The sequence below is a fragment of the Micromonospora acroterricola genome, assembly GCF_003172955.1.
Lineage (GTDB): Bacteria > Actinomycetota > Actinomycetes > Mycobacteriales > Micromonosporaceae > Micromonospora > Micromonospora acroterricola.
Window position 1 is genome coordinate 1 of the sequence record NZ_QGKR01000174.1, and the last position, 12,364, is coordinate 12,364.

The 12,364-nt window shown below is 72.3% G+C and carries 15 protein-coding genes; 7 read left to right on the plus strand and 8 right to left on the minus strand.

Annotation, left to right across the window (positions count from 1 at the left end):
- From DKT68_RS31865 to DKT68_RS11315, 3 genes are all read left to right on the plus strand, one after another.
- A partial coding sequence (locus DKT68_RS31865) for a hypothetical protein (RefSeq protein WP_236646842.1) occupies window positions 1-185 on the plus strand: 185 nt, incomplete at its 5' end.
- Between the two features lie 78 nt (window positions 186-263).
- The gene (gene glpX / locus DKT68_RS11310) at window positions 264-1,295 is read left to right on the plus strand and encodes a class II fructose-bisphosphatase (RefSeq protein WP_109817373.1); all 1,032 of its coding nucleotides are present in this window, start codon (window positions 264-266) and stop codon (window positions 1,293-1,295) included.
- Window positions 1,292-2,263 (plus strand): DMT family transporter, encoded by a 972-nt coding sequence (locus tag DKT68_RS11315; protein ID WP_109817374.1) that lies wholly within the window; start codon window positions 1,292-1,294, stop codon window positions 2,261-2,263. The genes glpX and DKT68_RS11315 overlap by 4 nt, the downstream gene beginning before the upstream one ends.
- Before the next feature lie 27 nt (window positions 2,264-2,290).
- Here the strand turns inward: DKT68_RS11315 and DKT68_RS11320 are convergent, their stop codons facing one another.
- Window positions 2,291-3,208 carry an NAD-dependent epimerase/dehydratase family protein gene (locus DKT68_RS11320; RefSeq protein ID WP_109817375.1) on the minus strand — a complete coding sequence of 306 codons (918 nt, stop codon included), beginning with the start codon at window positions 3,206-3,208 and terminating at the stop codon, window positions 2,291-2,293.
- A gap of 138 nt (window positions 3,209-3,346) precedes the next feature.
- Between DKT68_RS11320 and DKT68_RS11325 the strand changes: the two genes are divergently transcribed.
- Window positions 3,347-4,042, plus strand: a complete 696-nt coding sequence (locus tag DKT68_RS11325) for a TetR/AcrR family transcriptional regulator (protein WP_109817376.1) — start codon at window positions 3,347-3,349, stop codon at window positions 4,040-4,042.
- Window positions 4,043-4,082: 40 nt separating this feature from the next.
- On the opposite strand, the gene DKT68_RS11330 is transcribed toward DKT68_RS11325, so the two are convergent.
- The 6 genes from DKT68_RS11330 to DKT68_RS11355 form a co-directional block, all read right to left on the minus strand.
- Window positions 4,083-5,051 (minus strand): NAD(P)/FAD-dependent oxidoreductase, encoded by a 969-nt coding sequence (locus DKT68_RS11330; protein ID WP_109817377.1) that lies wholly within the window; start codon window positions 5,049-5,051, stop codon window positions 4,083-4,085.
- A gap of 105 nt (window positions 5,052-5,156) precedes the next feature.
- Window positions 5,157-5,810: a rhomboid family intramembrane serine protease gene (locus tag DKT68_RS11335; protein ID WP_109817378.1), complete on the minus strand. Its 654-nt coding sequence runs from the start codon at window positions 5,808-5,810 to the stop codon at window positions 5,157-5,159.
- A gap of 112 nt (window positions 5,811-5,922) precedes the next feature.
- Window positions 5,923-6,612 carry an aggregation-promoting factor C-terminal-like domain-containing protein gene (locus DKT68_RS11340; protein ID WP_109817379.1) on the minus strand — a complete coding sequence of 230 codons (690 nt, stop codon included), beginning with the start codon at window positions 6,610-6,612 and terminating at the stop codon, window positions 5,923-5,925.
- 276 nt (window positions 6,613-6,888) lie between these two features.
- Complete coding sequence (locus DKT68_RS11345; protein ID WP_109817380.1) at window positions 6,889-8,304, minus strand: PhoH family protein; 1,416 nt, start codon at window positions 8,302-8,304, stop codon at window positions 6,889-6,891.
- A gap of 408 nt (window positions 8,305-8,712) precedes the next feature.
- Window positions 8,713-9,048, minus strand: coding sequence for a hypothetical protein (locus DKT68_RS11350; RefSeq protein WP_109817381.1), 336 nt, complete (start codon window positions 9,046-9,048; stop codon window positions 8,713-8,715).
- Window positions 9,049-9,079: 31 nt separating this feature from the next.
- Complete coding sequence (locus DKT68_RS11355) at window positions 9,080-9,424, minus strand: hypothetical protein (RefSeq protein WP_109817399.1); 345 nt, start codon at window positions 9,422-9,424, stop codon at window positions 9,080-9,082.
- Window positions 9,425-9,688: 264 nt separating this feature from the next.
- On the opposite strand from DKT68_RS11355, the gene DKT68_RS11360 reads away from it, so the two are divergent.
- From DKT68_RS11360 to otsB, 3 genes are all read left to right on the plus strand, one after another.
- A complete protein-coding gene (locus DKT68_RS11360) occupies window positions 9,689-10,132 on the plus strand; it encodes an XRE family transcriptional regulator (protein ID WP_089021730.1) in 444 nt (147 codons plus the stop codon).
- Window positions 10,133-10,294: 162 nt separating this feature from the next.
- Window positions 10,295-10,648, plus strand: a complete 354-nt coding sequence (locus DKT68_RS11365) for a hypothetical protein (protein ID WP_109817382.1) — start codon at window positions 10,295-10,297, stop codon at window positions 10,646-10,648.
- Window positions 10,649-10,715: 67 nt separating this feature from the next.
- Complete coding sequence (gene otsB / locus DKT68_RS11370; RefSeq protein WP_109817383.1) at window positions 10,716-11,540, plus strand: trehalose-phosphatase; 825 nt, start codon at window positions 10,716-10,718, stop codon at window positions 11,538-11,540.
- 35 nt (window positions 11,541-11,575) lie between these two features.
- Here the strand turns inward: otsB and DKT68_RS11375 are convergent, their stop codons facing one another.
- Window positions 11,576-12,346, minus strand: a complete 771-nt coding sequence (locus DKT68_RS11375) for an isoprenyl transferase (RefSeq protein WP_109817384.1) — start codon at window positions 12,344-12,346, stop codon at window positions 11,576-11,578.
- Window positions 12,347-12,364 lie beyond the last annotated feature (18 nt).

The window sequence follows — 12,364 nt, forward strand, 5'->3', positions numbered from 1 at the left end:
CAGCCAGCCGACCGCGTACCCGCCGACCGCACCCCGCCCGGCGGCTGGCCGCCGGGCGGGGTGCGGTCGGCGGGTACGCGGTCGGCTGGCTGTGCGGGTTCCACCCTGCCATCTTCGCAGCCGCCCGACCGGCGGTATCCAGCCCATCACCGCCCCGCGCCGACGCCGGGTCAGCCATCGTGTGAGGATCAGCGACAAAGCCGGCAGCGGGAGGCGTCCCGCCGTCGGTCCACCCCGCACCGTCGCGAGGAGGAGCAGCCGTCATGACGAACACCAGGACGCGGATCCCACAGGATCTCGACCGTAACCTTGCCCTCGACCTTGTCCGGGTCACCGAGGCCGCGGCGATGGCCGCCGGTCGGTGGGTCGGCCGGGGCGACAAGGAGGGCGGCGACGGGGCCGCCGTCGACGCCATGCGCAAGCTGATCAATTCGATCCAGATGCGCGGCGTCGTGGTGATCGGCGAGGGCGAGAAGGACAACGCCCCGATGCTCTTCAACGGCGAGCAGGTCGGCGACGGCACCGGTCCGGAGGTGGACGTCGCGGTCGACCCGGTCGACGGCACGACGCTCATGAGCAAGGGCATGCCGAACGCGCTGGCGGTGCTCGCCGTGTCCGAGCGGGGCGCGATGTTCGACCCGAGCGCGGTCTTCTACATGGAGAAGCTGGCCGTCGGGCCGGCGTACGCCGACGTGGTGGACATCAACGCCGGGGTGGCCGACAACCTGCGCCGGATCGCCAAGGTCAAGGGCACCGACATCTCCGAGGTGACGGTCTGCGTGCTGGACCGCAGCCGCCACGACGACCTGGTCACGCAGATCCGGCGGGCCGGCGCGGGCATCCGGTTCATCTCCGACGGCGACATCGCCGGCTCCATCGCGGCGGCCCGGGGCGAGTCGGACGTCGACGTGCTGATGGGCATCGGCGGCACCCCCGAGGGCATCATCTCCGCCTGCGCGCTGAAGTGCATGGGCGGAGCGATGCAGGCCAAGCTCTGGCCACGGGACGCCGAGGAGCGGGAGAAGGCGCTCGCCGCCGGGCACGACCTGGACCGGGTGCTGGGCACCGACGACCTGGTGACCGGCGACAACTGCTTCTTCGTGGCCACCGGCGTCACCTCCGGCGATCTGCTGCGCGGGGTGCGCTACCGGGCCGGCGGCGCGTACACCCAGTCCATCGTGATGCGGTCGAAGAGCGGCACGATCCGGGTGATCGACTCGTACCACCGGCTGGAGAAGCTGGCGCTCTACTCGGCGGTCGACTTCGACGGTCGTCCACTGGCCGAGCAGGAGTGAGCGTCACCGGCACGGCGACGCCGCAGACCCTGTCAGCAACCCGCCGGATCACCGGCGTCGCGCTGGCGTCGGTCTCCGGGGTCGCGGTGGCGGTGCAGTCTCGGATCAACGGCGAGCTGGGGGTACGCCTGGCCGACGGGTTCGCCGCCGCGGTCGTCTCGTTCGGCATCGGCCTGCTGGTGCTGCTGGTGCTGGTGCCGGCCACTCCCGGCGGGCGTCGGGGGCTGGTCGGGGTGCGTTCCGCCCTCGCATCGGGCGCGCTGCGGCCGTGGCAGTGCCTCGGCGGGATGTGCGGGGCGTTGCTGGTGGCCACCCAGGGGCTCACCATCGGCACGTTGGGCGTGGCGGTCTTCACCGTCGCGGTGGTCGCCGGGCAGACCGGCAGCAGCCTGGCGGTGGACCGTGCGGGGATCGGGCCGACCGGTCCGCAGCCGGTCACCCGGCAGCGGTTGGCCGGCGCGGCGCTCACCGTGCTGGCGGTTGGCCTGGCGGTCGGCGACCGGTTCGGTGACCCGGCCACGCTGGTGCTGGCCCTGCTGCCGCTGGTGGCGGGGGTGGGCACCGCCTGGCAGCAGGCCGTCAACGGCCGGGTGCGGGCGGCGGCCGACAGCGCGCTGACCGCAACGCTGATCAACTTCGCGGTGGGCACGGTCACCCTGCTCGCCGCGTTCGCGGTCGACACCGCGGTACGCGGATGGCCGACCGGCCACCTGCCGACCGAGCCGTGGCTCTACCTGGGCGGCCCGATCGGCATCGTGTTCATCGCGATCGCCGCGGCGATCGTGCGTTTCACCGGCGTGCTGCTGCTCGGCCTCGCCACGATCGCCGGCCAGATCGTGGGGGCCGTCCTGTTGGACCTGGTGCTGCCCACCGCGGCCTCGCACCCCGGCCCGAACACCCTGCTCGGCGCCGCGCTGACCATGGTGGCCGTGCTGATCGCCGCGCTCGCGCCGCCCGGCCGCCGCTGAGCGGACCGGCCGGGTGGCGGGCGGGGTTCAGCGGCGCAGGGCTTCGACGGTCTCCTTCACCACCTGCTCGATGGGGGTGGGTTGGACACCGATGGTGGCGGTGGCCGCGGTCGAGTCCATCAGGTAGGGCCGGTCGAACTGGTAGGCGGTCTCCCGCAGCTCGCGGACGAACGGGTCGGTCAGGCCGCCCAGCCACAGCACCGGGTACGGCATCCGGATCAGCTTCGGCGCGGGTGCGCCGGTCAGCGCCGCGGCCCGGTTCGCCAGCTCGCGCATCGGCGTGGCCGGCGCGCTGGGCACGTGCCAGGCCCGTCCCCAGGCCTGCGGGTCGGCGGCTGCGGCGACGAGGGTGCGGGCGACGTCCGCGATGTACGTCCAGGTGTGCGGGGCGTCCCAGTTGACGGGCAGGAAGACCCGCTGCCCGGCGAGCACCCGGGGCAGCACCATCATCGCCAGCGACGTGCCACCGGCGCCGACGTAGTCGGAGCCGCGCACCTCGGTGACCCGGGCCCGGCCGTCCCGGTGGGCGGCGAGCGCGTCGGCCCACATCCGGTTGCGCACCCGGCCCTTCGTGCCGGTCGCGGCCGGCGGGGTCTGCTCGGTCATCGGACCGTCGACCGGCCCGTACCCGTAGAGGTTGCCGACCGTGGCGAGCACCGCGCCGGTCCGCTCGGCGGCGGCGAGCAGCGCGCCGGCCAGTGGCGGCCAGTCGGTGGACCACCGGTGGTACGCCGGGTTCGCGCAGTTGTACAGCGCTGCCGCACCGGTGGTGAGCGCGGTGAGGCGGTCGGTGTCGGCAGCGTCGGCGGCGACCCGCTCGATGGCCGGGTGCTCCGGTCCGTTGCCCCGGCGGCTGATGACGCGGACCTGCTCGCCGCGCTCGGCGAGGAGACGTGCGGTGGCGGTGCCGACCGGGCCGGTGCCGACGATCACGTGCAGCGACATGAGGAGACCTTTCGAAGCAGGGGTACGAATCGAGAGCACTGCTCTCTGCGCACCACCACCATGCCCCCTGCTCCGCCATTCGTCAAGAGCAGTGCTCTCTATTTTGATTGGCGCTCCGTTTCGTGGCAGAGTGATCCCATGCCCGCTTCCTCGATCCGCGCCCGCGTCCGCGCCGAGATGATCGACGAGATCAAGGCGGTGGCCCGCCGTCACCTGGCCACCGACGGTGCAAACCTGTCGCTGCGGGCCGTCGCCCGGGACATGGGGATGGTCTCCTCCGCCATCTACCGCTACGTCCCGAGCCGAGACGACCTGCTCACCGCGCTGATCCTGGAGGCGTACGACGGGCTCGGCGACGCGGTGGAGGCCGCCGACGCCAGCACCGACCCGCACGACCTGCGCGGCCGCTGGCACGCCGTGTGCCGGGCCGCGCGGGACTGGGCGCTCGCCCACCCGGCCGAGTACGCGCTGCTCTACGGCAGCCCGGTGCCCGGGTACGCCGCTCCCGACGACACGGTCCTACCGGCCCAGCGCCCCCCGTTGACCCTGGTCGGCATCCTCCGCGACGGCCTGGCCGACGGTCGGCTCACCGTCCCCGCCGAGGAACCGCCGGAGCCGGTCCGCGCCGACCTGGCCGCGCTGGCCGACGTCTTCTTCCCCGGGATGCCCGCCGCCCTGCTCGCCCGGGGAATGGCCGGCTGGACGCAGCTCTTCGGGCTCATCAGCTTCGAACTGTTCGGCCGGTTGAACCAGACCATCTCGCACCGGGACACGTACTTCGGCCATCAGGTCGACCTGATGGCCGACCTGATCGGCCTACCGCGCCCGGAGTGACCGCAGCGGCCGCGGACGGATCCGCCTCCGGTGCCGCCGGTCAGCCGGCGTCGGACGAGTGCCCGGGAAACAGGTGGGCGCTCGGGTCGATGGCCACCGCCGCGTTGTTGACCGCCGTCGCGGCCTCGCCGAAGCCGGTCGCGATCAGCCGGACCTTGCCCGGGTACTCGGTGATGTCGCCGGCCGCGTAGACCCGGGGCAGGTTCGTCGCCATGGCGCTGTCCACCAGGATGTGCCGGCGGTCCAGTCGCAGCCCCCACTCGGCGAGCGGGCCCAGGTCGGCGGTGAAGCCGAGCGCGGCCACCACGGTGTCCACCGGCAGCGTCTCGGTCGCGCCACCGCGCACGGTCACCTCGGCGCCGCTGACCGTGCCGTCCCCGAACAGCCGGGTGACCTCGGCGTTGACGATCACCCGCACCGGCAGCGACAGCACACGGGCGACCGTCGAGGCGTGCGCCCGGAACTTCTCCCGCCGGTGCACCAGGGTCACCGAGCGGGCCAGTGGTTCCAGCGTCAACGCCCAGTCGAAGGCGGAGTCACCCCCACCGACGATCAGCACGTCCCGGTCGGTCAACTCGGCCGGCTCGGGCACGAAGTAGACGATCCCAGGGCCGGTCGCGCCGTCGGCGCAGGGCAGCGGGCGAGGACTGAAGCTGCCCAGCCCGCCGGTGACGATGATCGCGCCGCAGAGGAGCTGCTCGCCACCGGCCAGGCCGAGCACCGGCCGGTCATCGGCGTACGAGAGCTTCTCGGCCCGGGTGCCGAGCAGGTAGTGCGGCCCGAACGGGGCGGCCTGGGCCACCAGGTTGGCCACCAGGTCGCGACCCTTGACGGCGGGAAAGCCGGCCACGTCCAGGATCAGCTTCTCCGGGTACATCGCGGTGACCTGACCGCCCGGCTCCGGCAGCGCGTCGATCACCGCCACCGACAACCCTCGGAAACCGGCGTAGTACGCGGCGAAGAGGCCGGCGGGACCGGCCCCGATCACGGCGACATCGACCTCGCGCATGGCGTACCGTCGCTTTCCGCTCGCGGAGCAACGCTTGCTGATCACGACGGTAGGCCGGTGACCGCGGCCGGGCAAGCACGTGCCGGAGGCACGCCGAGGAATCGGTCAGGGCAGGCTGAGCGGGGACCCGGAGTAGTCCGAGCCGCCGACGACCGGCCGGCGCCGGCGGAACAGGATCGCGGCGACCACCCCGCCCAGCAGCCCGAACAGGTGCCCCTGCCAGGAGATCCGCTCGTCGGTGGGGAGGATGCCGACCAGCTGCCAGCCGTAGAGCAGGCCGACCAGCAGGAAGACCGCGAAGTTCCACCAGCTGCGCTCGAAGATGCCCCGGGTGAGCAGGATGCCCAGGTACCCGAAGATCACCCCGCTGGCGCCGACCACCACGGAGTTGGGCGAACCGGTGAACCAGACGCCGAGCCCACTGACCAGGATGATGATCAGGGTCGACCAGAGGAACCGGCGGGCGCCGGCGGCCAGCACGAAGGTGCCGAGCAGGATCAGCGGGATGCTGTTGCTGTAGAGGTGGTCGAAGCCGTGGTGCAGGAACGGGGAGAAGAAGACCCCGTCGAGCCCGTCGATGCGCTGCGGGATGATGCCCGCGGTGGCGTCCAGACCGAACGCGAGCCCCTGGTCGACGGCCTCGATGAGGAAGAGGAACGGGATCACCGCACACATCGCGACGAAGGCCCGGCCGAGCGCGGCGTAGAACGCCTCGGTGCCGAACCGGTAGGGGTCGCCGCTTCCAGGGTGCAGGGTCACCCCCCAACTGCTATCAGCAAAAGGGGCTGACCGCCACTCGCGTCCCGCCCGTGCTCGCCCGGTACGCACGACGGCGGGGCAGGTGGTCGCACCCGCCCCGCCGTCGAAGCCGTCAGTAGTGGCCGTTGTTCTGGAAGTAACCCCAGGCGCCGCAGGGCGTGTCGTACCTGCCCTTGATGTAGCCCAGCCCCCACTTGATCTGGGTGGCCGGGTTCGTCCGCCAGTCGTCGGCGACGGTACCCATCTTGCTGCCCGGCAGGGCCTGCGGGATCCCGTAGGCGCCGGACGAGGAGTTGCTGGCCTTGTGGTTCCAGCCGCTCTCCTTGGTCCAGAGCTTCTCCAGGCACGGGAACTCGGCGATGCCGAAACCCGCGTCGATCATCATGGCGCAGCCGACCTTGCGGTTGCCGCTGTACTCGGCGCAGGACGCCGGGATCGGCCCGTCGTACGGCTTGGGCTTCTCCGCCGCCTGCCGCTCCGCCGCCTCGCGCTCGGCCTTGCGGGACGCCGCGGCGGCCTTGGCCCTGCGGGCCCGCTCGGCGGCCTCCTTGGCGGCCTGCGCCGCCCGCAGCTTGGCCTGGTACTCGGCGGCCCGCTGTTTGGCGAACTTCACCTGGTGGGCGGCCTGCCGTTCGCGCTGGTAGGCGAAATCGGCGCGGTCGACCTCGAGGCCGACCTGCGCGGTCAGGCCCTGTTGCTGGGTTTCCCGGTCTTCGCCCAGGTAGAAGCCACCGGCAACGCCCACGGAGAGCAGCGCGACAGCAGCCGTACGGGCGCCCAACCGGCTCCACAGCCGACTCACGAAGTGGTCCCTTCGTCGGGGGCAAGGACGCGGCGTGGCACCGGGCCACACGAGGGCCGTCTGCCGTGCCGCGAGCGCCCCGACCGGTGCCGGTCGCGCCGACGCACCGATCTTCGCCGATGCCGCCCGTCCGGGGACGAGTGACCACCGACGATCCCGCTGGTGCGTGGGCGCTCGTTGGACACCATCGCGCACAGTGAGGCTGATGGGAAACCAACCGCCCCCTTTGTGATCTGAGCCACAGCTAAAATGCGGACGAACCACCACATAGGGTTGTCAGAGTGGGATGTCCTCCAGTAGATCAGTCACCATCGCGGCGATCGGCGACCGCTCCGAACGGCTGAGCGTGACATGGGCGAAGAGCGGATGGCCCTTCAGCGCCTCGATCACCGCGGTCACCCCGTCGTGCCGACCGACCCGCAGATTGTCCCGCTGGGCCACGTCGTGGGTGAGCACCACCCGCGACCCCTGCCCGATCCGGGACAGCACCGTCAGCAGCACGCCGCGCTCCAGCGACTGGGCCTCGTCCACGATCACGAAGGCGTCGTGCAGGCTGCGCCCGCGGATGTGGGTCAGCGGCAGCACCTCGAGGATCCCCCGCGAGGTGACCTCCTCCAGCACGTTCTCGTGCACCACCGCGCCCAGCGTGTCGAAGACCGCCTGGGCCCACGGCGACATCTTCTCCGACTCCGAGCCGGGCAGGTAACCCAACTCCTGGCCGCCCACCGCGTACAGCGGGCGGAACACGATCACCTTCTTGTGCCGGCGGCGCTCCATCACCGCCTCCAGCCCCGCGCAGAGCGCCAGGGCCGACTTGCCGGTGCCCGCCCGGCCGCCGAGCGAGACGATCCCGATCGACTCGTCGAGCAGCAGGTCGAGGGCGACCCGCTGCTCGGCCGAGCGGCCGTGCAGCCCGAACGCCTCCCGGTCACCGCGGACCAGCCGGACCGACTTGTCGGGCAGCACACGGCCGAGCGCGGAGCCGCGCCCCGAGTGCAGCACCAGGCCGGTGTGGCAGGGCAGCCCGGCCGCCTCGTCCACGTCCAGCGTCTCGCCGGCGTACAGGCGACCGATCTGCTCCTCGCCCAGCTCCAGCTCGGACATGCCGGTCCAGGTCGGGTCGCTGGCCTGGCCGTGCCGGTACTCGTCGGCCCGCAGACCCACCGAGGCCGCCTTGACCCGCAGGGGCATGTCCTTGCTGACCAGCGTGACCTCCCGCCCCTCCGCGGCGAGGTTGAGCGCCACGGAGAGGATCCGGGCGTCGTTGCTCTCGCTGCGGAACCCGGGCGGCAGGACCCCGTCGTCGGTGTGGTTGAGCTCCACCCGCAACGTGCCGCCGAGATCGTTGGCGGGCACCGGGTTGTCGAGGCGCCCGTGCCGGACGCGCAGGTCGTCGAGCATGCGCAGGGACTGCCGGGCGAACCAGCCCAGCTCGGGATGGTGCCGCTTGCCCTCCAACTCGGAGATGACCACGAGGGGCAGGACCACCTCGTGCTCCGCGAACCGGTGGAAGGCCGCCGGATCGGACAGCAGCACGGAGGTGTCCAGGACGAAGGCCTGGCCGGCTGGTCGGGGCTCCTTGGGGTCGGCCGGCGCGGCGGCCGCCGTACGGCGGCTCCTGGTGGCGCGGCGGGTCGTGGCAGTCGCGGCCGGGGTCTGATCGGCACCGGCGGTCGAATGGCGAGTCGTCACAGGCCTGCTCCGACGGATGGGCACCCGCCACCCGTGTTCCGCCTCCTCCGGTGCCCGGGGACACGGGGTCGGATGCGGAACCCCGTGCGCGAGGTCGCAGATCCGGGCGGACCGGCTGGCCCGGGAGAACCCCGTGCCATGCCTAGACGCTAGCGGCGGCGGACCGTCCCGGCTAGAGGGCGATCGTGGATCTCCGGAGACGGCCGTGTGAACACCGCGACGCGCGACACCGCGGCCGGGCAGGTGGCAGGTCACGGCGGACCCGGCCGGGATGCATGCCCCCTGCGCGCATCCCGGCCGGTGGGGCCACCGTCACCGGTCTGACGTGGCCCCGACGGTGCGTGTCCGCCGCGGACGACGCACCGCGTTCGTGGCGCCGGTCGGCGGGACCGCGCCCGCCGACCGGCCTCAACCGGTTCGTCGGACGAGCGTGCCGGTCGGGTGCCGCCCGGTGATCGGGGCGGGCGGCGCGGTGAACGAGGAGCCGGTGTAGGTGGTGCCGGGGCGGGCGACGGTGCCGGCGGAGCGGACGGCGCCGGCCGAGGAGACCGACAGCGCGGAGGCGATCGCCGCCTGGGCGTCGCGCCGCCGCCGGTTCCAGGCGCCCCGGTCACCGTCGAAGTAACCCTGCCGGTAGCCGAAGCGGTAGCCGATGCGGTAGCTGAGCTGCCCGTGCAGCCGGCCGGCCGCGTAGCTGGTGGCGCCGAGCACCAGGACGAGGAAGACCGCGAGGAACGGGCTCATCGGGCGGCTCCGGCCCGGCCCGGACGCCGGCTCATCGCTCCTCCGGCTCGACCGCGGTGGGATCCGCGACGAGCAGCCGGTCCAGGTCGTCGGTGCTGACCTCCTCGACCAGCTCGACGCTGATCCGGCAGCCGTCCAGCACGACCTCGGCGACCGAGGAGCGGCGGATCTCGCCGCCGGCGTCGTAGACCCGGACGCTCAGCTCCGGGCAGCCGAGATGGGTACGCCAGGCGTTCCACTCGGTACGGTCGCCGACGCTCAGCGACAGGTAGCGGCAGCCTCGGGCGAGGTAGAGGCGCCACGGGGCGCTCAGCCCCGCGGCCACCCCCTCGGCGATCAGCCCGAAGGCCTGGGCTCGGGTGGCGAGCTCGGTCACCACACCCCCCTCGCGCCGGGGGCGTGACGCATGTGAGCACCAGTCGTCTCATGCACGTGACACACCGTAGGTTGTCCCATGAGCGTGACAGTATCAGCTTTTCGTCCGTTTACGGCGACCCCTAAGGGCATCTATTCTGCCCGCGTGACACCCCTCAACAGTGGCACTGGATCGTTTACCGGAAATCCGAGGACCCCGTCACGTCCGCGTGACGACGGCGCGCCCGGGCGCGCGTCGACGGCCGACTGGCCGTACCGTCACGGGGTGACCGAGACGGCCAATGCGCGGAAGATCGCCTTCGCCACCTTCGTCCGGCGCGCGCTCGACGAGGCCCGCGCGACGCGGGCCTGGAGCGGCACCGAGGTGTCCCGGCGCACCGGCGTATCCCGGCAGACCATCAACCGGTGGGTCCGGGGCGACTGGGCCAGCGACCCGGAGGCCGAACGGGTGGTCGCCTTCTGCGAGGGCCTGGGGCTGAACCCGGCCGCGGCCTTCGCCGCGCTCGGCTGGGACCGCACCGCCGCCGGCCCGCGCGCCGGCCAACCGGCCCCGCCGATGGACCCGGACGTGGAGGCGCTGCTGCGCCGGCTGGTCGACCCGAACGTGTCGGACGCGGAGAAGTTCCACATCCGCGAAACCATTCGATACCTCGCATACCGCCCAACGTTGCCGGTCGATGTCCGAAAAAGAGGGAATCAGGCCGGCTAGTTCCTCAGATGGCGAAAGAACGCCTGGTCAGGTTCATTCGTTTGGCTCCGGGGCCGGAACGGGCACGCTAGCGTCCCTATTCGTACTGCTTGGGCTCGTCGTCGGCGGGGGGACGGGACAAGGCCGAACCCAGCCCTGCGGGACAGAAGGAGGGGTCTGTCCATGACCCTGAAGTGGTTGGCAGTCGTGGTCGCCACGGTGTCGATGACACTGTGGGCGACCGGCAACGTGGTGACCCTCGTGGTCAACGGCGGGCAGCTTCCGCTGCTCGTCAACCTCCTCGTGCTCACCAGCGCCGGCACCGCGGTCGTTCTGGCCGTCGTCGCCGAGCTGCACGAGCGGCTGAACGACCGGATCAGCGCACTCACCGAGTTCCTGGTGGCACGGCTCAACGAGATCGAGAACCACACCGGCGATCGCAACACCGGGTTCGTGGAGGGCTATCTGCTGAGCCATGGCCAGGAGGCGGCGGTGGTGCCGTTCGGCCGTCGCGGAAGAGGAGCCGCCGAACGCTGACCGGGCACCGCCGAGCGGGGCCGCTCGGCCAGGAATGAGCCTCCATCGCCGGGGTACGCTGACGCGCGTGCCGTCGTTGAATCTGGGCAATCAGCAGCCGAGGACCCCGTTGAACGCCGACCAGGCCTGGCGAACCACCGCCGGCCGGGCGGCCGGGACCGTGCTCTTCTTCGACTTCGACGGCACGCTCGCGCCCGTCGACGACGACCCCACCGCGGTACGCCCCGCACCCGCGGCGCTGGCCGCGATCGAGGCGCTGGCGCCGGTGGTGCAGCGGGTGGCGATCGTCTCCGCCCGACCGGTGGAGTTCCTCCGGGACCACCTCGGCGGGCTCGCCGGCGTGGACCTCTACGGCCTGTACGGCCTGGAGCACAGCCACTCCGGCGGGGAGACCGTCACGGAGCCGGCCGCGCTGCCCTGGGTGCCGACCATGAAGGAACTGGCCGACCTGGCCCGGGCGGAGCTGCCGCCCGGCGCGCTGGTCGAGTACAAGCGGCTCTCCGTCGCGCTGCACTGGCGTACGGCGCCGCAGCTCGGCCCGAGCGTGCAGCAGTGGGGGCAGGCACAGGCCGACCGGCTGGGGCTACGGGTGCAGGCCGGGCGGATGGTGCTGGAGCTGAAGCCGCCGGTCGACCGGGACAAGGGCATGGTCATCGGCGAGGTCATCCGCGACGCCAGCGGCGCCTGGTACTTCGGCGACGACGTGTCGGACATCAAGGCGTTCGCCGCGCTGCGTGCCCGAGCCGCCGCCGACCCCGGCTTCTTCGGCGTCTGCGTGGCGGTGGCCAACCCGGAGACCGGCCACGAGGTGGCCAACGCCGCCGACCTGACCATCGAGTCCCCGGCCGCCCTGGGTGACTTCCTCACCCAGGCACTGACCCACCTGCCCTGACCGAGCCGGCCGGTCTCCGACCCCGGCGCCCCCGGTCAGGCGCCGTAGCGGCGCTGTCGGGTGGCGTACGAGCGCAGCGCGCGCAGGAAGTCGATGTGCCGGAAATCCGGCCAGTTGAGCTCGCAGAAGTAGAACTCCGAGTGCGCGGACTGCCAGAGCATGAAGCCGGACAGCCGCTGCTCACCGCTGGTACGGATGACCAGGTCGGGGTCGGGCTGGCCGCGGGTGTAGAGGTGCTCGGCGATGTGCTCGACGTCCAGCACCTCGGCCAGCTCCTCGATCGTGCCGCCGGAGGCGGCGTGCTCCAGCAGCAACGAGCGGACGGCGTCGGTGATCTCCCGCCGGCCGCCGTAGCCCACGGCGATGTTGACCTCGGCGCCACCGCTGCGTTCCCGGGTGCGCTCCTCGGCGCCCTTGAGCGCCGCCGCGGTCTGCGCCGGCAGCAGGTCGAGCGCGCCGACGATGCGCAGCCGCCAGGGATTGCCCTCCTCGGCCAGCTCCACCACCAGATCCTCGATGATCTTGAGTAGCGGATCCAGCTCGCTGGCCGGCCGGCGCAGGTTGTCGGTGGCCAGCAGGTAGAGCGTGACGTGCGCGATGCCGGCCTGGTCACACCAGCCGAGGACGTGCTTGATCTTCGCGGCGCCGACCCGGTGCCCGTCGTTCGGGTCGACGTAGCCCATCTCCCGCGCCCACCGGCGGTTGCCGTCGCACATCACCCCGACGTGTCGGGGCACCGGCTTGCCCGCGAGCTTCGCCGTGAGCCGGCGCTCGTACACGGAGTAGATAAGATTCCGCAGCGTCATCACCTAGCAGCGTAGCGA

Bases quoted from the DNA above. Each gene is read 5' to 3' on its own strand.
- glpX (WP_109817373.1), top strand. From the start codon at position 264: ATGACGAACACCAGGACGCGGATCCCACAGGATCTCGACCGTAACCTT.
- DKT68_RS11320 (WP_109817375.1), bottom strand. From the start codon at position 3,208: ATGTCGCTGCACGTGATCGTCGGCACCGGCCCGGTCGGCACCGCCACC.
- DKT68_RS11325 (WP_109817376.1), top strand. From the start codon at position 3,347: ATGCCCGCTTCCTCGATCCGCGCCCGCGTCCGCGCCGAGATGATCGAC.
- DKT68_RS11330 (WP_109817377.1), bottom strand. From the start codon at position 5,051: ATGCGCGAGGTCGATGTCGCCGTGATCGGGGCCGGTCCCGCCGGCCTC.
- DKT68_RS11350 (WP_109817381.1), bottom strand. From the start codon at position 9,048: ATGAGCCCGTTCCTCGCGGTCTTCCTCGTCCTGGTGCTCGGCGCCACC.
- DKT68_RS11365 (WP_109817382.1), top strand. From the start codon at position 10,295: ATGACCCTGAAGTGGTTGGCAGTCGTGGTCGCCACGGTGTCGATGACA.
- DKT68_RS11375 (WP_109817384.1), bottom strand. From the start codon at position 12,346: ATGACGCTGCGGAATCTTATCTACTCCGTGTACGAGCGCCGGCTCACG.